Source organism: Paenirhodobacter populi, assembly GCF_004022215.1.
Taxonomy (GTDB): Bacteria; Pseudomonadota; Alphaproteobacteria; order Rhodobacterales; family Rhodobacteraceae; genus Rhodobacter; species Rhodobacter populi.
The window spans coordinates 21,396-40,634 of sequence record NZ_SAUZ01000033.1 but is presented as its reverse complement, the minus strand read 5'-3'; the positions used below and the strand labels follow the sequence as shown (position 1 = coordinate 40,634).

General features: G+C 65.9%; 16 protein-coding genes and 2 pseudogenes. 8 read left to right on the top strand and 10 right to left on the bottom strand.

What is annotated here, in order from left to right; genetic code table 11:
- Together D2T30_RS20255 and D2T30_RS20250 are read right to left on the bottom strand one after the other, a co-directional pair.
- A pseudogene (locus tag D2T30_RS20255) lies at nt 1-235 on the bottom strand (hypothetical protein); the annotation flags it as partial.
- A gap of 164 nt (nt 236-399) precedes the next feature.
- On the bottom strand, nt 400-1,077 hold the full coding sequence (locus tag D2T30_RS20250) for a TetR/AcrR family transcriptional regulator (protein WP_164884379.1): 678 nt from the start codon (nt 1,075-1,077) through the stop codon (nt 400-402).
- Between the two features lie 87 nt (nt 1,078-1,164).
- Here D2T30_RS20250 and D2T30_RS20245 point away from each other — a divergent pair, with 87 nt between their 5' ends.
- The 3 genes from D2T30_RS20245 to D2T30_RS20235 are packed head-to-tail and all read left to right on the top strand — an operon-like array spanning nt 1,165 to nt 4,478.
- On the top strand, nt 1,165-2,145 hold the full coding sequence (locus D2T30_RS20245) for an HlyD family secretion protein (RefSeq protein WP_128210311.1): 981 nt from the start codon (nt 1,165-1,167) through the stop codon (nt 2,143-2,145).
- A gap of 3 nt (nt 2,146-2,148) precedes the next feature.
- Nucleotides 2,149-3,342, top strand: a complete 1,194-nt coding sequence (locus D2T30_RS20240; RefSeq protein WP_128210310.1) for an ABC transporter permease — start codon at nt 2,149-2,151, stop codon at nt 3,340-3,342.
- Nucleotides 3,339-4,478, top strand: coding sequence for an ABC transporter permease (locus tag D2T30_RS20235; RefSeq protein WP_128210309.1), 1,140 nt, complete (start codon nt 3,339-3,341; stop codon nt 4,476-4,478). The genes D2T30_RS20240 and D2T30_RS20235 overlap by 4 nt, the downstream gene beginning before the upstream one ends.
- A 54-nt stretch (nt 4,479-4,532) precedes the next feature.
- Here the strand turns inward: D2T30_RS20235 and D2T30_RS20230 are convergent, their stop codons facing one another.
- Nucleotides 4,533-5,972 (bottom strand): coniferyl aldehyde dehydrogenase, encoded by a 1,440-nt coding sequence (locus D2T30_RS20230; protein ID WP_128210308.1) that lies wholly within the window; start codon nt 5,970-5,972, stop codon nt 4,533-4,535.
- A 103-nt stretch (nt 5,973-6,075) separates the two neighbouring features.
- Between D2T30_RS20230 and D2T30_RS20225 the strand changes: the two genes are divergently transcribed.
- Nucleotides 6,076-6,681, top strand: a complete 606-nt coding sequence (locus D2T30_RS20225; protein WP_128210307.1) for a TetR/AcrR family transcriptional regulator — start codon at nt 6,076-6,078, stop codon at nt 6,679-6,681.
- Between the two features lie 19 nt (nt 6,682-6,700).
- Here the strand turns inward: D2T30_RS20225 and D2T30_RS20220 are convergent, their stop codons facing one another.
- From D2T30_RS20220 to D2T30_RS20210, 3 genes are all read right to left on the bottom strand, one after another.
- On the bottom strand, nt 6,701-7,393 hold the full coding sequence (locus D2T30_RS20220; protein ID WP_128210306.1) for an RES family NAD+ phosphorylase: 693 nt from the start codon (nt 7,391-7,393) through the stop codon (nt 6,701-6,703).
- Nucleotides 7,390-7,779, bottom strand: coding sequence for an MbcA/ParS/Xre antitoxin family protein (locus tag D2T30_RS20215; protein ID WP_128210305.1), 390 nt, complete (start codon nt 7,777-7,779; stop codon nt 7,390-7,392). The genes D2T30_RS20220 and D2T30_RS20215 overlap by 4 nt, the downstream gene beginning before the upstream one ends.
- 250 nt (nt 7,780-8,029) lie before the next feature.
- On the bottom strand, nt 8,030-8,788 hold the full coding sequence (locus tag D2T30_RS20210) for a HugZ family pyridoxamine 5'-phosphate oxidase (RefSeq protein ID WP_128210304.1): 759 nt from the start codon (nt 8,786-8,788) through the stop codon (nt 8,030-8,032).
- Between the two features lie 231 nt (nt 8,789-9,019).
- On the opposite strand from D2T30_RS20210, the gene D2T30_RS20205 reads away from it, so the two are divergent.
- On the top strand, nt 9,020-10,546 hold the full coding sequence (locus tag D2T30_RS20205; RefSeq protein WP_128210303.1) for an ABC transporter ATP-binding protein/permease: 1,527 nt from the start codon (nt 9,020-9,022) through the stop codon (nt 10,544-10,546).
- A gap of 36 nt (nt 10,547-10,582) precedes the next feature.
- On the opposite strand, the gene D2T30_RS20200 is transcribed toward D2T30_RS20205, so the two are convergent.
- The gene (locus tag D2T30_RS20200; RefSeq protein WP_128210302.1) at nt 10,583-12,781 is read right to left on the bottom strand and encodes a TonB-dependent receptor domain-containing protein; all 2,199 of its coding nucleotides are present in this window, start codon (nt 12,779-12,781) and stop codon (nt 10,583-10,585) included.
- 241 nt (nt 12,782-13,022) lie between these two features.
- Here D2T30_RS20200 and D2T30_RS20195 point away from each other — a divergent pair, with 241 nt between their 5' ends.
- A complete protein-coding gene (locus tag D2T30_RS20195; RefSeq protein ID WP_128210301.1) occupies nt 13,023-13,799 on the top strand; it encodes a HugZ family pyridoxamine 5'-phosphate oxidase in 777 nt (258 codons plus the stop codon).
- Here the strand turns inward: D2T30_RS20195 and D2T30_RS24210 are convergent.
- Nucleotides 13,762-13,956, bottom strand: a pseudogene (locus D2T30_RS24210) (HepT-like ribonuclease domain-containing protein); the annotation flags it as partial. The gene D2T30_RS20195 and the pseudogene D2T30_RS24210 overlap by 38 nt on opposite strands.
- A 516-nt stretch (nt 13,957-14,472) precedes the next feature.
- Between D2T30_RS24210 and D2T30_RS20185 the strand changes: the two are divergent.
- On the top strand, nt 14,473-15,516 hold the full coding sequence (locus D2T30_RS20185; protein ID WP_128210300.1) for a tyrosine-type recombinase/integrase: 1,044 nt from the start codon (nt 14,473-14,475) through the stop codon (nt 15,514-15,516).
- Between the two features lie 54 nt (nt 15,517-15,570).
- Here D2T30_RS20185 and D2T30_RS20180 read toward each other — a convergent pair whose 3' ends face one another.
- Both D2T30_RS20180 and D2T30_RS20175 read right to left on the bottom strand, forming a co-directional pair.
- Nucleotides 15,571-16,653: a ParB/RepB/Spo0J family partition protein gene (locus D2T30_RS20180; protein ID WP_128210299.1), complete on the bottom strand. Its 1,083-nt coding sequence runs from the start codon at nt 16,651-16,653 to the stop codon at nt 15,571-15,573.
- Entirely contained in the window at nt 16,650-17,957 is a 1,308-nt protein-coding gene (locus D2T30_RS20175; protein ID WP_128185917.1) for an AAA family ATPase, read from the bottom strand. Before D2T30_RS20175 ends, D2T30_RS20180 begins: the two co-directional genes overlap by 4 nt.
- Nucleotides 17,958-18,481: 524 nt before the next feature.
- Here D2T30_RS20175 and D2T30_RS20170 point away from each other — a divergent pair.
- Complete coding sequence (locus D2T30_RS20170) at nt 18,482-19,144, top strand: hypothetical protein (protein ID WP_128210298.1); 663 nt, start codon at nt 18,482-18,484, stop codon at nt 19,142-19,144.
- Nucleotides 19,145-19,239: the final 95 nt, after the last annotated feature.

Here is a 19,239-nt window from a genome sequence, read left to right as displayed (position 1 = left end):
CATGCGCGGGACTCAACCCCTCCAGCACAACCCCGCCCGCCCGCAGCCGCAGCAGATACCACGCCCCCGCCGTGTCCAGAAAACCCACATCGTCCAACCTGACCCGCCCGGCGAAAGCCTCCGGCGCGGGCAACTGGCCGATCGTCCAGACACTCACAGTGCCCGAGATCCCGGTGCCCTTAGGTCCCTGCCGGACGCTGACGGCGGCCGAAACGTTGGGATCACCGCTGCTCATGGTCTGGCCCCTGCCGGCCCGCCGCGCCAAGGAAGGGCCGCCGCGCCGCCCGCGACGTGATCTCCCCACCGGGGGCCGTTTGCGACCTGATGGAATTGAACTGCATCCGAAGCTCCTGGTTGATGTCGGGGCTTGTCGGCGTCGGGGCCGATCCGGGCGGTGGTTCATTCGGTTCGGGCGATCCACCCGGTCACCTGCCGGGCGAAGATGCGGATCTCGGCATCGGTCAGGGGCGGTGCGATCCCTGCCGTCTGCTGGCGTTGCTGCCCCAGAAAGACCAGCCGCAGTAAATGGGCGATGAACGCGGCATCGTCCCGCCCGGGAAAGCGACGGGCGAACAGCTCGGCCACGGCCATGTCGAATGCGTTTGCTAGGCGCTGCGCGTTTTGCCGGAAACTGGTCGCGAGATCGGGGAAGCGCCCCTGCTGTTCGCCGACCATCCGGGTCGTCGAGCTGACCTCGGGGCCAAGCACGAACCCGGCATAGGCGGTCGTCAGCTCGACGAGTTCCTCCGCCGGGGAAAGACCCTCTCCGCGAACGCGCAGGAAATCCGCCACGATCCGCGCGATCCGCTGTTCGGCGACGATGCGGAACAGATCGTCCTTGCCGGTGGCCACCCTGTAGAGGGTGCGGGTGGACACCCCCGCGGCATGGGCGATGCGGCTCATGCTGGCATGGGCGAACCCGGCGGTGACGAATTCATGCGCGGCGGCCTCGATGATGATCTGCCGGGTTTCCTCCTGCTCGCGCAGCGGTGGCCGTCCCGGAGCACGTCTGGACTGGCCCGCCGCCTCTGCCGCCGGAGGCGCGACCTCCGGGGGAAGGGGTTCTTCGGATTCCATTGACATGCTTCCTTGAATCATATTTAGGAAAATACCAGTTTTCCTAAATACCGCAAGCGCAATCCCGCGCGTGACGAGGCGATGAACATGCCGAACCGAAAAATGCTGATGGCGATCCCGCTGGCGCTTGTCTTGCTGGCGGGCGGCTATGCCCTTTGGGCGGGGGAGCGCCCCTCCACCGTGCGCGTGCAGGGAGAGGTCGAGGCGACGCGGATCGATCTCGCCTCGCGCGTCTCCGGTCGTGTGGCCGATGTTCCGGTGGACTTCGGCGACCGGGTCAGCCGGGGGCAGGTCGTCGTCAGGCTGGAAAGTCCGCAGCTCATGGCCAGCCTTGAATCCGGGCGCGCCGCCCTGGCGGTTGCGCAAGCCAACCGGGACCTCGCGTTTTCGACCCGCCCGGAAACCATCGCCGCCCGCGAAGCCGAACTGGCCAAGTCGGAGGCGGACCTCGTTCTGGCGCAAAAGACCTATGACAGGGTCTCGGCGCTGCGTGAATCTTCGGTGACATCGGCACAGAATGTGGACGACGCGGCGAACAAGCTGGATGCGGCGCTGCGGGGGAAAGAGGCGGCACAGGCCAATCTGGCCCTTGCCCGCAACGGCAACAGCCCCGAAGAAAAGGCCGTGTCCGTGGCGCAGGTCGGGCAGGCGGAGGCCACCGTCCGGCAGACCGAGGCGGATATCGCGGAGCTGACGGTCGTCTCCCCGATCGACGGTCAGATCACCGCCCGCATGGCGGAACCGGGCAAGAACTTCGCCGCCAGCTCGCCGCTGATCTCGGTGGTGGATGTCGACGACGCATGGTTCACGTTCAACCTGCGCGAGGACCTGCTTGGAGACCTTTCCATCGGCGACGAGCTGCAGATCCGCGTGCCCGCGCTGGCCGGCAAGGTCTTTCGCGGCCGCGTCACGGCCATCAACGCATTGGGAAGCTACGCCAACTGGCGCGCCACGAAGGCCACGGGGGATTTCGATCTGCGCACGTTCTCGCTCCGCGCCGTTCCTCTGGAAAAGGATGCGCGGTTGCGCCCGGGGATGAGCGCCCTGATCGACGTGAAGGGGCGCTGAGCCATGTCCGCATCGAGCGACCGGGGGATATGGCGGGTTTTCCGCCAGGAGGTGCGCCAGATCGCGTCGCGCCGCGCGCTGTTCGTGCTGCTGGTGCCTTATCCCCTGCTGCTGCTTTTCGTGCTGACGGCGACGTTCCATCAGGAGGTGCCGACCGGCCTGCCGGTCGCGGTCGTCGATCAGGATGGCAGCACGATGTCGCGGCAGATTGTCCGGATGATCGACGAAACGCCGGATCTGGCCGTCGTGGCAAAACTGCCGGATCTGTCCGAGGCGCGAAAGGCGCTCGTTTCCAATGAGGTCTATGGGATCGTCATGATCCCGCCCGAGATGGAGCGCGATCTGCTGGCGTCGAAACGCCCCGAGATCGTCGTCTTCCACAACAGCCAGATGCTGACGGTGGGCGGCATCGTCGCGCGGGCCGCGGGCGCGGCGCTCGGCAGCTTTGCCGCCGGCGTGTCCATCGAATTGCGCGAATCCCAGGGGCAAACCGCAGAGGAGGCCGAGGCCGGGGTGAACCCGATCCCGGTCCGGCAAAGCCCCCTGTTCAATCCGGCGCTGGACTATACGCAGTTCCTGCTGGCCTCCAGCATGCCGTCGGTCCTGCAGATCTTCATCTGCGCCAGCGCCGTTCTCGCCATCTCGCGCGAACGCCGCGATCGCGGCGGCATGGCGCGTTTCGTCGCCGATGGTGGGTGCGCATGGCGGGCGCTGATCGGCAAGCTCGCGCCATACGGGATGATCTATCTCGTCATGCTCTGGGGGGCGGATGCCATCGTCTTCGGCTATTTCGGCGCCCCGTTTCGCGGCGATCCGGTGCTGTATCTGCTCTGCTCGCTGCTGTTCGTGTCGGCATGCCTCTCGCTCGGGGCGTTTCTGGGCCTCGTGTCGGAAAGCCCCCTGATCGGACTGGGATATGCCGGCATCCTGACGGCGCCGGCCTTCGGTTTCGTCGGGATCAGCTTTCCGAGGATGGCCATGAACGGTTTCGCCCTGGCATGGGGGGCCGCCCTGCCGCTGACGCCCTATCTGCAATTGCGCATCGATCAGGCGGTCCGGGGCGCGGATGCGGCCATGTCCCTCCCCGCCCTCGGCTGGCTGGTCGCGCTGTGGGGTCTTTACGGCGGCCTCGCGCTGTTGCTGGTGCGCCGGCAGGCGCGGCCGCATGAAATCTCCGCAGGGGAGCTTTCCGGATGACTGTCTTGTTTCGCGCCATGTGGACGGCGTTCCGGCGGTTGCTTGCGGACAAGGCGGCCCGCGCCACCATGCTCCTGTCCATCATCCTTTATTCGGGCATCTATCCCCAGCCCTATGTTTCGGAGGTCGTCCGCGATGTTCCCGTCGCTGTCGTGGATCAGGACGGCTCGTCGGCCAGCCGGGACCTGATCCGGCGCATTGATGCGACGGACAGTGTGGCCGTGGTTGCGGCGCTTCCGACGCTCCCCGATGCGCAGGCCCTGTTTTTCGCGCGCGAGGTGAGCGGCGGCGTCGTCATCCCCCCGGATTTCGAGCGCGAACTGCTCGACGGAAATCCATCGCCGATCGCCGTCTACGGAGATGCGGGCTATTTCCTGATCTACAGCGCGATATCGACCGCCGTGAGCAGCGCGGCAGGCGATCTGGGCGCCGAAGTGCAATACGAGCGCCTGACCGCCGCCGGCGTGGATCCCGGCGTGGCGATGGCGATGGTCAGTCCGGTCGCGATCAGTTCCATAGCACTTTTCAACCCGCAGGGAGGCTATGCGAGCTACGTCGTTCCGGCGGCCTTCGTGCTGATCCTGCAACAGACGCTCCTGATGGGCATCGGGGTGTTGCACGCGGGTCGTCGGGCGGACCGATGGATCGACGCGATCGCGGCGCCGCTGGTCTATATCCTGCTTTATGGCCTGTGGATCGCCGTGACGCAGATCCTGCTGCCTTTCGCATATGGGATCGAACGTCTGGGATCGTGGGAGCAGCTTTACGCGCTGGCCATTCCGTTCCTGCTGGCCGTCACCGCCCTCGGGTTCGTCATGGCACAGCTGGCGCCAAGCCGGGAAGCGATGGTTTTCACCCTTGTCGTCATGGGGGTGCCGCTGTTCTTCATTTCGGGCATATCCTGGCCGGTCGAGAGCATGCCGAAGCCACTCTGGGCCATCGCGGCGCTCATTCCGTCGACGACGGCGATCACGGCCTTCGTCCGGGTGGATCAGATGGGGTCAGGCCTTGCGGCGGTGTCCGGCACCATCGTCTGGCAACTCGTCCTGGCTGCGGGCTATACGCTCGCGGCTTTGCTGCTTCGCGCCCGCGGCCGACCGCTCAGGGCCTGCCCCCCGGAAGTTCGCTCGCGGTGATGTAGGGTCTGCTCAACCTGAAGGGGCAGACGGCCGGCCTTTTCCAGAGAGCGGTCAGTCTCGCTGTCGTAGAAGGACCATGTCCAGTATCCTGTCGGTGAGCGCTCCGAAGGGCGGGCGCAGCAGCGCGGCGCCGCTCCATCGGCCCTGCTCGAAAATGCCCTTGGCATGGCTCATCGAGCGGAAGCCCTCGATGCCGTGATAGGCGCCCATACCGCTGGCGCCGACGCCGCCGAAGGGCAGATCGTCCTGCGCGATGTGCAGGAGGGTTCCGTTGACGGTGACGTTGCCCGAGGTCGTGCGTGTCAGCACCTTGGTCCTGTCCTCCCCGTCGGGGCCGAAATAATAGAGCGCCAGCGGTCGGGCGCGCGCGTTTACGTAGCCAATCGCCGCGTCGATCCCGCGGTAGCCCACCACTGGCAGGACGGGGCCGAAAATCTCCTCCTGCATGATCCGCATGTCGTCCGTGGCATTCAGCACCAGCGTCGGCGCGAGGGTGCGCGCGGGTCCGGCCGCCTGTTCGGCGTTGCCCCCGACCGTTCTGATCTGCGCACCTTTCTCGCGCGCATCGGCAATCAGCGCGGACAGCCGGGCGTGGTGATGGTCGTTGATGATTGCCGTGTAGTCCGGGCTCGCCGGGCCCTCCGGATAGAGGGCGGCGACGGCCTTGTCGAAGGCCGCCGCGAATGCGTCGATTTCGCCCTCATCCACCAGCGCGTAATCGGGCGCTATGCAGGTCTGGCCCGCATTCGCGAGCTTGCCGTAGGCGATGCCGGCCGCCGCATGATCCAGCGGGTGCCCCTTCGCGACGATCACGGGCGATTTGCCGCCCAGTTCCAGCGTCACCGGCACCAGATTGTCGCTTGCGGCCCTCATCACCTTGCGTCCGACCGGGGTGCTGCCGGTGAAAAGCAGATGATCGAACGGCAGCGCCGAAAAGGCCGCGCCCACCTCGGCGTCGCCCGTGATGACCGCGACCTGTTCCCGGGGGAACACATCGGCGAGCAGCCGCGACATCAGTTCGCCGGTAGCGGGGGTGAACTCCGAAGGCTTGACCATCGCGCGGTTCCCGGCCGCGATCGCGGTCGCCAGCGGCATCAGGGCCAGCTGGAGCGGATAGTTCCATGGCGCCATGATGCCGATCACGCCGAGCGGCTGGTATTCGACGCGGGCGCGGCCGAAGCGCATCGTCAAAGCCACATGCCGACGCGAAGGGCGCATGAAGCGGCGCAGATTCCGCCGCAGATAGTCGATCCCGGCGGCAAGCGGGAAAATCTCCATGATCGCCGTCTCGTGGCGGGAGCGATGGCCGAAATCCGCGTTCAGCGCGTTCTCGATCTCGCTCCGCCGCGCGAGCACGGCCGCCCGCAGGGTTTTCAGGTCCGCCCGGCGCCGGTCAAGCGCAGGCGGGCCATCGCGCAGAAAGGCGGCTCGCTGGAGGGCGAGGATGTCTTCAAGACGTCCGGCGGTCCGGATCATGTCCGTGGTGTCCATGCCTGTCCCCTGAAGTTGACGGCGGAAACTTCCTGTTGTTGACATATGGTCCACAAGTAGCCATCGTCAACATATGTTTTCACTGACAACTTCGTAAGCCTCCATGCAACACACCATCGACCGCCCCTATCACCATGGCGACCTCAGACGCACCATTCTCGACACCGCCATGGCCATGCTGCATGAGGATCGCGGATGGCAGTTCACTTTGCGGGAGATCGCCCGGCGGGCAGGTGTCAGCCATGCTGCGCCCTACAAGCATTTCGCGGACAAGGCATCGCTCTTGGCGGAAATGGCGCTCATCGGCTTTGACCGGCTCCGCGAGGCCCTGTCGCAGGACAAGCCGGATGCTTCCGGCTCTTTGCGGGACGCATTCTTCGGGATGGGGCGGGCTTACATGCGCTTCGCGACCGCCAACCCCGGTCTTTACCGGCTGATGTTCAGCGCCGACGCCGGGAGGCAACCTGCGGATGTGCATCTGGACGAACGGGCGCTGGCCGCCTGCGAACCCCTGATCGCGCTTCTGATGCGTGGCCAGGCCGAAGGCACGCTGCGCCCGCGTGACGTTCGCGGCCAGATGGCGGCCTGCTGGGGACAGATGCATGGTCTGGCCCTGTTGACCATCGACGGCCTCCTGCTTCCCGAAAAGGTCGGGGCCGATGCCCTGGACAATGCCCTCATGACCCTGATGGAAGGGCTGGAGGCCTGAGCCTGCCGGGCGCCAGCAATCAAGCCGCCACGATGGAATAGTCCGGCGTTCCGTTCCACGTCAGATCCCAGGATGCGCCCGGCCGGACGTTCTGGACCGCCCCCGGTTCGAAACAGACAAGGCAGTTCCCGCCGGGTGCGCGGACGGACGGATAGACGAGGCCGCGGGATCCGTCGCGCCGCAGCCGCGCTGCCAGTCCCTGCCCCTCGGGATATCCGATGTCGGGGTCCGGGTTCAGCGCCGGATGCCCGGGCTCGTCGGTGAGATCGTCGAATTCGCCGATGAAATCCGCGAGCAGCTCGACATAGCGCGCGCTGTCGTGAAACGAGCCGGTGAAGCCGAGTTCCCGGGTCCGGTGCCAGGCGACCTCCGCCACCGAGACCCTGACGTCCCAAGTGCAATACCATGCGCCCCGATCCTCGGCGTTGAAGCGGTTGCCGCCGGTCCTTGTGTAGGTGAAGGCCGCGTTGACATGGGTGTCGCCGTAGATCCGCAGATCGCGGGACCGGCGTCGCCATGCCAGTTCGCGCGGGTCGAGATGCGGGCTGCGGCCGCGCTCGGCCAGAAGCCGGGCGCTGGTCAGCCCCTCGATCTCGGCGAGGACCTCCATCTCGTCGTCGGTGTCGACCAGCCCCCGCAGCGCGGGTGGCTTGTGATAGGTCGCGGGCAGCAGCCGGATCAGGCCGCGGTCCGACAGTTCGGCCTTTCTCATGCACCGCCCCGCAGCGCGTCCAGATAGGTCCGGATCGCCAGGATCTGCGGCAGGCCGCCGTCGATCGCGGTGTCCACCGGCCGGGCGCCGCCGAACAGCGGGCCGGTGTTCGGCCGGGTGAACCAGGTCCGGGCGAGCGGATCCGAGAAGTAGAGATCGAGCGACTTGTAGATCCCGATCACCGCGCTGAGCCGGAGCAGCTGATCCTTCGTGAGCTCGCCGGCGAACCCGGGCTTCTTCGCCCGTTTCCAGGTGCTTTCCGACATGTCGGCGAGCCCGGCCGCCTCGCGCAGGCTGAGACCCCATGCGTCGGCGATCCGGGCATAGGCCTTGAGGGCAACGGCATTGATCTCGGCGGGGTCGCGGGTTTTGACGGCGAGTTGCATGATGATCTCCTGTTCGCTCCAATATAGTCCATATGATCCAATAGTAAAGACCATATGGACATATCGGGACAGGGATCCGCAGACCGGCGGAAGAGGGATTGGCGGCGAGCTATGTCTGAACCGGACAGAGCTGGCGGGGAACGGGATTGCCTCCCATCGCAGGATGGGGGCAGCTCCCGGGAATGCGCATCGTGATCCGATGACTTTGCACGGCTCCCCGACGGGGGCAGTCTTCAACGCGCCAAAGGCGTCAGGCCTTCACCTCGTGCGACAGGCGCTCGATTTCGGAAAAGGCATCGTCCGGCCGGGTCACCCGTGTCCCGAACCAGAGCCGGACGCTCTCCTTGCCGCTGTCCAGTGTCGCACCCTCCGGGTCGATGCCGGCGAAACGCCACCGCCCCGCCCGCGCCGCCGCGCGGCTGGCAAGACCCGGTCCGGCGTTCAGCCGGTCCAGCAGATCGGCTTCGGCGGATATCAGGTCTTCCGCCCCCGCGATGTCGATGCGCAGATCCTCGGGGCCGATCTGCGCGGCATTCCGGGCGGGGCCACCGTTGATCTGCACCCCCGATACCGTCACCCGGAACATCAGCGCATCCGGCAGCGACAGATATAGCTTCGCCTTCGGATACCGCGCAAGATAGCGCCGCCGCACCGGCTCCGCCTCTTCCGGCGCAAGACGGACGGCGCGACCGACCAGCGTCAGCCGCGGCCGGGTCAGCACATCCGCCTGCCCGAACGCCGCAAGCGTCAGGGCCAGCCGGTCATCGGCCAGCAGATTGCGCGCATGCAACGTCAGGCCCGCGGCGAAGAACGCCGGGGTGCCATCGGGTTCGACGATGATGTTCGTCACCGTTCCATAGGGAAAACCGCTCGGATCGGTGCAGGACAAGGCCGCGACGCGGGTTTCATGCAGCAGGTTGCGCGCCGTGCCGCGCGCGTCGAAGGGCGCGCCTGCGGCGGTATTGATCTCGATTCCGCGCGGAGTGATCGCCTGTTCGGAAAGGGCCATGCCCATCTCCTCTGTCGGAGTGATCTCTTGCCGGCGCTGGCTCAGGCAAAGCGTGATGACGGGCTGCGGCCCCTGACAGATACCGTCGCAGGACGGGTATAGAAAGACGCTATTGATGCCCGGGCGGCAAAAATGATACCGCAGGCGAGCCTCGCCGCCAGCCCGTGCCCCTGGCACACGCGCGCCCCGAAGGGATCACCGCCCCCGCGGGGGCGTATCGTGATGGCTGACATGAGACAGTTGTTTCGCCGCGTGATGCGGCTGGCGTGGATCGCCGTTTCCGGCCCCGGCATGTGGGGCGGACTTGCGGTCTATGGTGTGGTTCTGGCGTTGCAGTTTCTGGGAGTCTGGATCTCGGTCCGGCTGATCGCCTGGAACAAGGCGTTCTATGACGCGCTGGAACAGATGGATGCGGCGGGCGCATTGCATCAGATCGGGGTATTCGGGCTGTGGATCGCGGCCTCGGCGGCCGCCTTCCTTGCCGGCGACTGGCTGCGCAAGCGGCTCCTGATGCGCTGGCGCGCCAATCTGACGCGGCGGGCGCTGGATCTGTGGGTGTCGGGGCGGGCCTACTGGTATCTTCGCCCCGGCATGTCGCCCGGCGCGATCGACAATCCGGACCAGCGCGTCGCCGAGGATTGCCGGCTGTTCGTCAATCGCCTGCTGATCGAGTCGCTCGACCTGATCACCAATGTCGTCGCGCTGGTGTCCTATGTCACGCTGCTATGGGCACTGTCCTCCTTTCCCCTGCAGCTGTGGGGCGTCGGGATCCCGCGCTACATGGTCTGGGCGGCGTTTCTGTATGTGGCGCTGTCTTCCGTCGTCACCCATCTGCTGGGCCGGCCGCTGAAGAGCGCGATCTTCACGCAGGAAAAGCGCGAGGCCGATTTCCGCCACGCGCTGATCCAGTTGCGGGAAAATGCCAATGCCATCGCGGTCGCGGGCGGCGAGCCCGCCGAGACCCGCCGCCTGAACCGGCTGTTCGCCGCCGTGCGGGGCAACTGGAACCTGCTGATCCGGCGCGAGCTGGTGCTCGGCCTGTTCGCGCGGCCCTACTTTCAGACGGTGCTGCGGATTCCCACCTTTCTGGCGCTGCCCGCCTATTTCGCCGGAACGGTGACGCTTGGCGGCCTGATGCAGCTTGCCTCGGCCTTCTCCAATGTCACGACGACGCTGAGCTGGTTCATCTTCTCCTATCGTGATCTGGCCGAATTCGTCGCGGTCTCGGAACGTCTCGACGGGTTGTTCCGCACAGCGGCAGCGCCGCCGCTGCAACAGGTGCCGCAACGGATCGCGCGGCTGCCCTCGGATGACGGATCGCTGCGCCTTCAGGGGCTGCACCTCCACACGCCCGAGGGGCGGATCACCGCGCCCGGCGGGCTGCATGTCCTGCCGCAGCAGCCGCGCTTGCTGCCCGAAGGGATCGCCGCCTCCGCCAGTTATCCGGAGCCGCCCGAGACCTATGGTCCGGACCGGATCACCGATGCCCTGCGGCAAAGCGGCCTCGGCGCGTTGTCGCAAGAGGCGCGGGTCGAGGACCTGTCGGGCGGCGAGCGGCAGCGGCTCGCCCTTGCGCGGGTCTTCCTCGCCCGGCCCGGCTGGGTGGTGTTGGACGAGGCGACGAGCGCGCTCGATCCGGAGACCGAGGCTCTGGTCCTGCGCAACCTGCGCGAGGCGCTGCCCGATGCGGCGATCCTGTGCGTCTCGCATCGCAGGCCCGATGCGCTCGGCCCGTTCAGGACACTGGAGATCGGCTGAAAGAAAACCGGCCCCCACGCGGGGGGCCGGCCGATGTCAGAACCGCGCGGTCATGCCGACGATGAAGGTCCGGCCCCGGCCCGTCTGGGCCGCGTAGCCGCCATAGCCCGAACCCGCGTAACCGTATTTCTTGTCCTCCACGTTCTCGACCGAGAGGAACGCCTCGACCCGGTCGGTGACCGCGTAGCTGCCGTAAAGGTCCACCAGCGTATAGGCATCGGTCGTGGTCCACTGGCTCGTGATGCCCGAGCCGCTGTAGTCACCGATGGCTTCCTTTCCCTCGCCGACATAGCGGACCTGCGCGCCAAGGCTCAGCCGCCGGTCCATCAGCCGCGTGCCGATGTCGAGCGTGGCGACCGTATCGGGCAGAACCGAGCCTTCGCCATTGCCGGATCCGGCCCCGTCGCCATGCGGCTGGTCGTCGGTGTTGCTGGCCGTGAAGGCAAGGTTCAGATAGGCGAAGCCCAGATCATAGCCGCCCTCGATCTCGATCCCGTCCATGCCGGTGGTGCCGGACCTGTTCACCCACATCGCCGTCGTGCCCCGCCCCGGCACATAGACGAAGTCATTGACGATGTAGTTCCTGATATCGCTGTGGAACGCGCCCACTTTCAGCCGCGCCTTGTCGCCCGGCAGGAACAGCCCGTCACGCACGAAATTCGCCCCGATTTCCACAGTCTTGCTGGTCTCGGGGCTCAGGTCGAGGTTGTTCGCCACACCGCTGCCCGTGCCATTGCCAAAGGGCACAAGCGAGAAGAATGCCTCATGCGTCGTCGGCGGGCGGAAGGTATGGGCATAGCTCGCATAAAGCTCCAGATCCTCACGCGCCTTGAAGGTCAGGCCGATTTTCGGCAACAGCTTGCCGCCATCGCGGGTCACCCAGTCGTCGCCGCAAGCCGCACCACCGGCCGGACAATCCCCCACGCCGGCGGCATAGGGCGCGCGATACCCGTCGATCTTCCAGTGATCGTAGCGCAGCCCGCCGTTCAGGCCGAACCGTCCAAGGTCAAGCGCCGCCTCGCCGAACAGGCTCGCCTTGTCGAGCTTGCCCGGAGAGTTGCCGCCGCGCGCATAATGGGTCTGGAAGTCGTTCCGGCTCCAGCTCACGCCATATTGCAGGTCGAGCGGATGGCCCATCCAGTCCACCGAGGCACGGTTCGTCACATTGAGGCCGGTCGTCCTGTCCTCGGTCCTGCGCCCCGCATAGCTGCCCGTGGTGTTGAGGTAATCGAGCTTGCTGTCGTTGTAATAGGCCTCGATGTCGAGGTTGATCCACCGGCTGCCGGGGTCATAGGCATAGCCCGCCGTCCAGGTGTTGTTGCGCACGTTCCACGTATAGGACGAGTTCCGGAAGGTGTTGTCATAGTCCCGCCAGCCGATCGAGAACCTGTGCGCCGCATTCGGACTGATCTCGACCTTCGCAAGCGAACCTTTCGGCGAATTCCCCGATGCGCGGCCCGTCTGCCCGCCCGGGATCTCATAATCATGGCCGCCCTTGTAATCGCCCTGCACCGTGTAGGCGGTGCCGACGATATAGTTGGCCTCGCCCATGCCGCCCCAGAGGCCGTCGAAGCGCTGGCCCATCGCGACCATGCCGGAGCGGTGATAGCCATTGCCGCCGAACTTCAACCGGGTCAGCACGCCCTGTTTCTGCCCCTCGGACACGACATCATCGATGTCGAGAGTGCGGAAATTCGCGGCGCCTGCCAGCGTGCCGGAACCTGCCGCGCCCGCAACGGCGCCGCGCGCCACATCGACCCCGGCAAGCAGTTCGGGTTGCACATACAGCATGGACCCACCCGAAGCCTCGTGCCCGGCGATGTTCCTGAAGGTCTGCGGCACGCCGTCGATCATCGCATTGACCCGGCCATAACCGCTGAGGCCGCGGATATTGACCTCGATGCCGGGCTGGCTCGATTGCTGCCGGGTAAAGACCCCGGGCATCATCCGCAGGGCGCCCTGCGGGTTACCGCCGCTGCGGGTCTGGATCTCAGCCGCATCCGTGGAACTGACGGCATCGGGCGTCCGATAGATGCTGTCGCCCTGCCCGCCGCCGGAACCGTCACGCGCGGTGATCAGCAGCGGGTCGAGCACGACGGCACCGCTGGCCGCGGTCTGCCCGTCTTGCGGGGATGCGGCCTCCTGCGCCGCAAGGCTGCCGGGCAAGCCGGCCAGAATGCTGCTGCCCAGCAGAAACCCAAGGGTATGAAAACGCGCTAGCGCGTGATGCGACATGACTGTCTCCTCGTCGATCAGGGAAATGCGACATTGCCCTTGATCGCAGAACGCTGAGGTCCGCTGTCTCGGAGAGTCGGCCGGCCCGGAACAGGCCCGGGCGCGCGGACCTTAGCGGCCCGCAGCGCCGAGTTCAATATTCCGTGTTCGCAGGACTTGCCTTGCGATGCGGTTGCCGTCATGTGTGCCGGATATCCGCCAGCCCATGCCAGCCTTCGATCGTCACCTGGAAGGATGGGCCATGACCACGCATACCCCTGTCATCACGCCGCGCGATATTCCGATCGACACCTCCCTCGCAGCGCCGTTCGATGCCCGCATCGCCGCGCGCGACCTGTTCCGGTCGAGTCGCGTCGCCGCGCTTGCAACGCTGGATCGCGACAGCGGCTATCCCTACAGCACCTTCACCAACCTCTCGATCGAGCCGGACGGCACACCGTTGTTCTATGCCGCGGGTGTGTCGTTGCATGCGCGCAATCTTCTGGCGGATCCCAGGGTGTCGCTGTCGATCGCGCAGACCGGGGGCCTCGACGTGCTGAATGAACGTCGGCTGACGCTGGTCGGCACGGCGCATCCCCTGCCACCGGACATGCTGGACCGGGCGCGGGAGCGCTACCGCCGGCGGTTTCCGAAATCGGCGGCCTATCTGGGGCTGCGCGATACCCGGATGTTCCGGGTCGCGGTCGAGGGCCTTCACCTGAACGGCGGCCCGGCCCGCAACACCGACGACCTGACGCCGGCAGACCTGCGCACGGAACTGGCCAGCGCCGAGGATCTGTGCCGCCACGAAGTGGACGAGATCCGCCGGATCAATGACAGCCGTCCGGCGCTGGCCGCGCTTTCCGCCCGGGCGGGCGGCGTCCGGGGGAAATGGCGCGTGACATCGCTTGACCCCGACGGATTGGATCTGGCGGCAGAAGGCGCCGCCCGCCGTATATGGTTCCCCTCACGCATCATCGACCGCCCCGGCCTGCACGCCTTCATAGCATCCATCGGAGGGCCGACGAGCTATGGCTGAAACCGGGAAAGCGAGTGGCTGGACAGCTTGCGCGGGCGCTCGACAAGCGGTGGAAGCTCTGCTTCGACGGTCCCACATGAGGATCAACGTCGAGATATCCCTGTGCGATCCGGTTACGCATTCCACGCATACTGCGCCAAGGGATTTCGGGATATGAGGCGGTGACATCGGCGGGCCGGTCAGGATCTGGCTGGCCGCTTCATCCACGATCGTCAGGCTTCATGACTACGTTGTGTGCTCAGATCAGACATGAACCGGTCTCGATCACCGAAATCACGACCACGAAACCTCAGAGGCGAACACATCCCCTGTCGCGGCCTGACGTGGTTGTTCAGACCAAACGACATCTGACGGCCCGGGGTTTCCCGGGCTGTTGCCGTCTGCGGTAGATTAGTGCCGCCGGGATGCGCGGCACGATCGGCGACACTGCCAACAGAAACCCTGCAAGCACATATCTCCCGATCGTGGGGGAATAAGTGAATGCCGCGCGGCCCGCGCTATCGGGTTTCCATTGATATAACATGTAATGCGTAAGCCGCAATATAATCCTTATATGCGGTCTGCATCGTAAATCTCTATTTTGGTATTACACACGATAAATCCTGATTATCGTGAGTATTGAAAATCTGGCCGCCATCCGCCATCCTCCCCCGAAACCACGGGAGAAACCACCATGACCGCGCCGGTTCCGATCAGCTTTTCCAGCCTGTCGAAGGATGAGGAACAGACCCTCACGGATCTTTACCGGCGCGGCACGCCGGCGAATACGCTTCGGGCCTGGGAACGGGACCTGGCCTATATCGCCGCGTGGAAGGCGGAGGTATTCGGGCAGCCTCTCGTCTGGCCGGAGGACGAGCGCGTTGCGTTGCGCTTTGTGCTCGACCATTCCATCGACCTGAACGACCGGCCCGGGACCAATGCGCATGAGGCGGCGATGGAGCTGATCGCGGCGGGGCTGCGGCGGTCGCTCGACTGCCCTGCCCCGTCGACGCTGGACCGGCGGATCGCCTCGTGGCGGGCGTTTCACCGGATCCGCAACCTGCCCTCGCCGTTCGAGGCGCCGCTTTTGCGTCAGGCGCGGGCCAAGGCGCGCAAGGCCGCGGCCCGGCCCGAGAAACCGAAATCCCCCCGCCCCGTCACCCGCGACGTGCTGGAAACCCTGCTGGCCACCTGCGACGACAGCCTGCGCGGGATCCGCGACCGGGCAGTGCTGATGCTGGGCTTCGCCTCGGGCGGCCGGCGACGCTCGGAGATCACCGGGCTGAAGCGCGACGACATCGACCTGAGCGACTTTGCCGAGCGCGGGTTGATCTGGCTGCGGCTTCTGGAAACCAAGACCACGGCACGGGGGGCTGCGCCGCGCCTGCCGGTCAAGGGGCGCGCCGCCCGCGCCCTGGTGCATTGGATCGAGGCCGCGCGGATCGACTCTGGCCCCCTCTTCCGCCCCGTCAGCCGGGCCGGGCGCCCCCTGCCCCGCCCGCTTGCCCCGGACGCGATCCGCATCATCCTGCGCGCCCGGCTGAAGGCCGCGGGCCTGCCCGAGGATTACGCCACGCCGCACGGGCTGCGATCGGGCTTCCTGACCCAAGCGGCGCTGGACGGTGCGCCGCTGCAGGCGGCGATGAAGCTGTCGCTGCATCGCTCCGTCCAGCAGGCCGGGCGCTACTATGCCGATGTGGAAATCGAGCAGAACCCCGCAACGGACCTGCTGGACTGAAAACGCCCGGGGAAATCCCCGGGCGCCCTCCCCTCCCCTTCCCCGCGGGGAAGATCAGCCGATATCGTCCAGAAGCCGCGCCAGCGCCGCCTCCAGCTTGTGCCGGTCGAGCGCCGAGAAATCCCGGTCCAGCCGGATTTCCAGCCGCCCATTCGCGGCGGTGCATTTGGCGGTGCCGACGCGCGAGGTGACCTGAAACGTCGTCTTGGCCTTGCCCGGTCGGGGCGCCACCGTCGCCACGGGGATGGGACGTTCGGGATCCCCCTCCCCCACCGCCTTTTGCAGCACCGCGATTTCATCGGACACGGATCGGTTGTCCCAGTCCTTCAGCACGGCGCGGATCTGCGCGGCGCGCTCGGGCCGTTCTTCCAGCACCGTCACCAGCTTCAGCCCAAGCGCGCGTGGGATATGCTGGGCAAAGCGCAGATCCTCGCCAATGCGGTCCATCAGCCGGACGAATTGCCGGATGTAGCTGCGCTTCTGATAGCCGGCCGACTGGAACAGCAACGCCACGGCCTTGTCGGGATCGTTCTCGGCCGTCTGCGGATCGCGGACGTAATTCAGCGCGAGCATCGCCATTTCGGCGAATGAGATGTCCTTGCGCACAAGGTTTTCATCGACCATGCGGCGATAGAGCCCGTCAAGATCTTCCCCGCGGGGAAGAATGCCCGCCGGGATGCGGCCCCATTTCTCGGCATCGCCGGTTTCTTCCAGCAATTGCCGATAGGCCGACAGGCGCCGGTAGCCTTGGATCAGCTCGTATTTGCCATCCTCGCGCGCCTCGACCCGGATCGGGTTCGACAGGCCCAGATCGCGGATCGAGGCGACAAGTTCCGTCAATTCGTAATCGTCGCCCTTCACCCGGTCGCGGACCAGCTTCCAGCATTCCACCGCGTCGAGCGGCACCATGTCGACGATCAGGCCAAGCCGCTTCATCCGCACATGTTCGGCGGCAAGGGCGTCATTCTCGGCGCGGATCTGATCCTCGACCGCGCGGCGTTCGCGCAGGGATTCGGCGTTTTCGGTGATCGCGGCGGCCATCGGCGACCGGCGCGCGGGGGGTTCCTCGGGCTTCCCCGCGGGGAAGGTCTCTTCCTCCTCGGGCAGGTCGATGTCGAAGATGCGGCGCTTTTTCATTCCTCAGCCTCCACCTTTTCCCATGCTTGCAGGAAGCAGTCCTTGAATTCCATATAGGCGCGGTCGAACGAGGCACGGGCGCGGCGCCAGGTTTCCCGCGTCATGGTGCGGTAGTCGATTTCATAGACCGAAGAGAGGAAGCGCCCGGATTGTTCGACGGCGCGGGTCATCTCGATCGGTTCCTTGGCGACGGTATCGCCAAAGACCTTGCGGAATGCCTCGAACATCGCGCGATGCAATTCATTCCCCGGTTCATAGCGCGTCATCAGGAAGCGCACATCAAGGAAGGCTTTCGGCAGCGTCATCTTCCCCGCGGGGAAGGTGCCGTCGAAGCCGGTGGCAAGGTCGGACAGCGCCTCGGCCAGCTGACCGATGAAAGAGGTGGTCGAGTCGTATTCCCAATAGCCGGGGCCCGAGGGGATATAGAGCACATCTGCCGCAAAGACGGCGTTCATCGACTGATAGCCGATGGCCGGCGGGCAATCGAACAGGATCAGGTCGTAGGAATCATGGGGCAGGGCGTCCAGATAGCGCGACACCGCGGCGAAGAAGGACCAGTCCGGGTTCAGGTGCCGATACTGCGCCGAGGCGAATTCGACGAAGGCGGCATTGGCGCAGGACGGCACGATGTCGATCGTGGGCCAGGCGGTCGGACGGATGAAGTCGCCCACGCGCAGATCCCCAAGCCCCAGATCGCGGACCGAGGCAGGCAGGCGGCGTTGGGGCAGGGCAGTGCCGGTTTCGGCGGCGCGCGGCGCGGCGTTCATCCGGTCGGTTTCATGCACGAGGTCGCGCGCGATGATGCCCCAGACGGTCAGTTCCTCGCTGACATCATGCAGGCCCATCGAATGGGTCAGCGTCGCCTGCGGGTCGAAATCGATCAGCAGCACCCGATATCCGTCCAGCGCCGCCGCATGCGCCATGTGCAGCGCGACGGTCGATTTCCCCGCGCCGCCCTTGAAGTTCGAGATCGCCACCCGGATCGCGCGCTTGCCCGCCGGGCGCACCGGCATCAGCGAATGGCGGTTGATCTTCATCTTGCGGCGCAGCTCGTTGATCTCGGAGAGCGAGAACCAGCGCTGGCGGCCGTCCTCCTCGACTTCCCCGCCGGGAAGGTCGGGCTCGGACACCAGCCGGCCGCGGAAGGTCGACTGGTTGATGCGAAAGATCAGCTCGGACACCTCCCACGAGGAAAAGCGCCGCAGCGTCTTTTCATGCTCGGGGGAGAAGGTCTGGCGGCGGATATGGCTCTGCATCTTCAGCGACTGCGCCTGCAGGGCTGCAAGATCCTCATGGGTGAACATGCTCGTTTCCGTTTTCTGGACGTAGATTGTTATGCGAAACAGAAATACGATGGATTTGCGCAAATCGCAAAAGTTAAGTTATGATCGGGGCGCAGAATGCCGGAAAGCGCCGATAAGCGGCCAAATGCCTGCACGGAAAGGCTTTCCCCGATTCGCCCCGACCGGGTGGCGGACCCGCAGGCCAGGGTCCGGTTGACGGGACAAAACCCGGGGGTCTCGGAGGGATTGGGGGGACATTTCCGGCATTTGGGGTGACAGACAGGATGTCCCCCAATACCAATGGAACCGTTTTTTCTTTTCCATTGGCGTGATCCGGCAAAGCCGTTTCAGCCCGGCACTTGACAGAATCGTAAATGCCAACGCTAATAACCACAGAATGGCGAATAGCGTTGGATTGGCGCGGCAGGGAACGAAGGCAACGTTCTTGGCCGGGATCCCGCGAACGGCGTTCTCATGATACAGACGCGGCAAACGCGTGAGCAGGCGGCATGTCACAATGACATGGAAAGGGCAGTCCGGTGTTGATGAAGAAAGCCGTCGGGCGAGGCGGCGGCACGCGCAAATATGATCTGCTGACGGTGCTGGCGGTGCATGCGCTTGCACGCGACAAGGGCTTCCAGCGGCAGGCCTTGCGGCTGATCTCGCTGGTGACGGCGCGCTACAACTGGCAGAACGATCTGCTTTCCATCGGACAAGAAGAGATCGCGCGGCTGTGGTCGGTCGATGTGCGCACCGTCAAGCGCGAGATGGCGGCTTTCAGAGAACGCGGCTGGCTGGTGGAAAAGCGTCCGGCGGCGCGGGGCAGGGTGGCGCAATACGGGCTGGCGATCGCCAAGATCCTCGAGGATACCCGCGCCGACTGGATCCGGGTCGGACCGGATCTGGACGTGCGGCTGCGCACCGAGGAAGCGCCGGAACCCGCCGCCTCGACCGTCATCCCGTTTCCAGGCGCCGCGCTGCCGTCGGGGGAAAGCCTCTGGGGGCAGGTGTCCCGCCGGTTGCTCGCCGAGGATGCGAGCATCCATCGCGTTTGGTTCGCGGCGCTGGAACCCGTCGACGAGGCGGGCGAGCTGGTGCTGCGCGCGCCCTCGGGCTTTCACGCGGCCTATGTGCAGACGCATCTGATCGGGCGGATCGCGGCGGCGCTGGCGGTCGTCGCGCCCGAGATGCCGCTGCGGATCCTCTAGCGGCTGCTGAAAAAGTCCGTGTGACAGGGTAGGCTTGGCAGATACGGAACCCGATCCCATGATGTTGCACGACCGAAAACCGCGCGCCTCCGGTC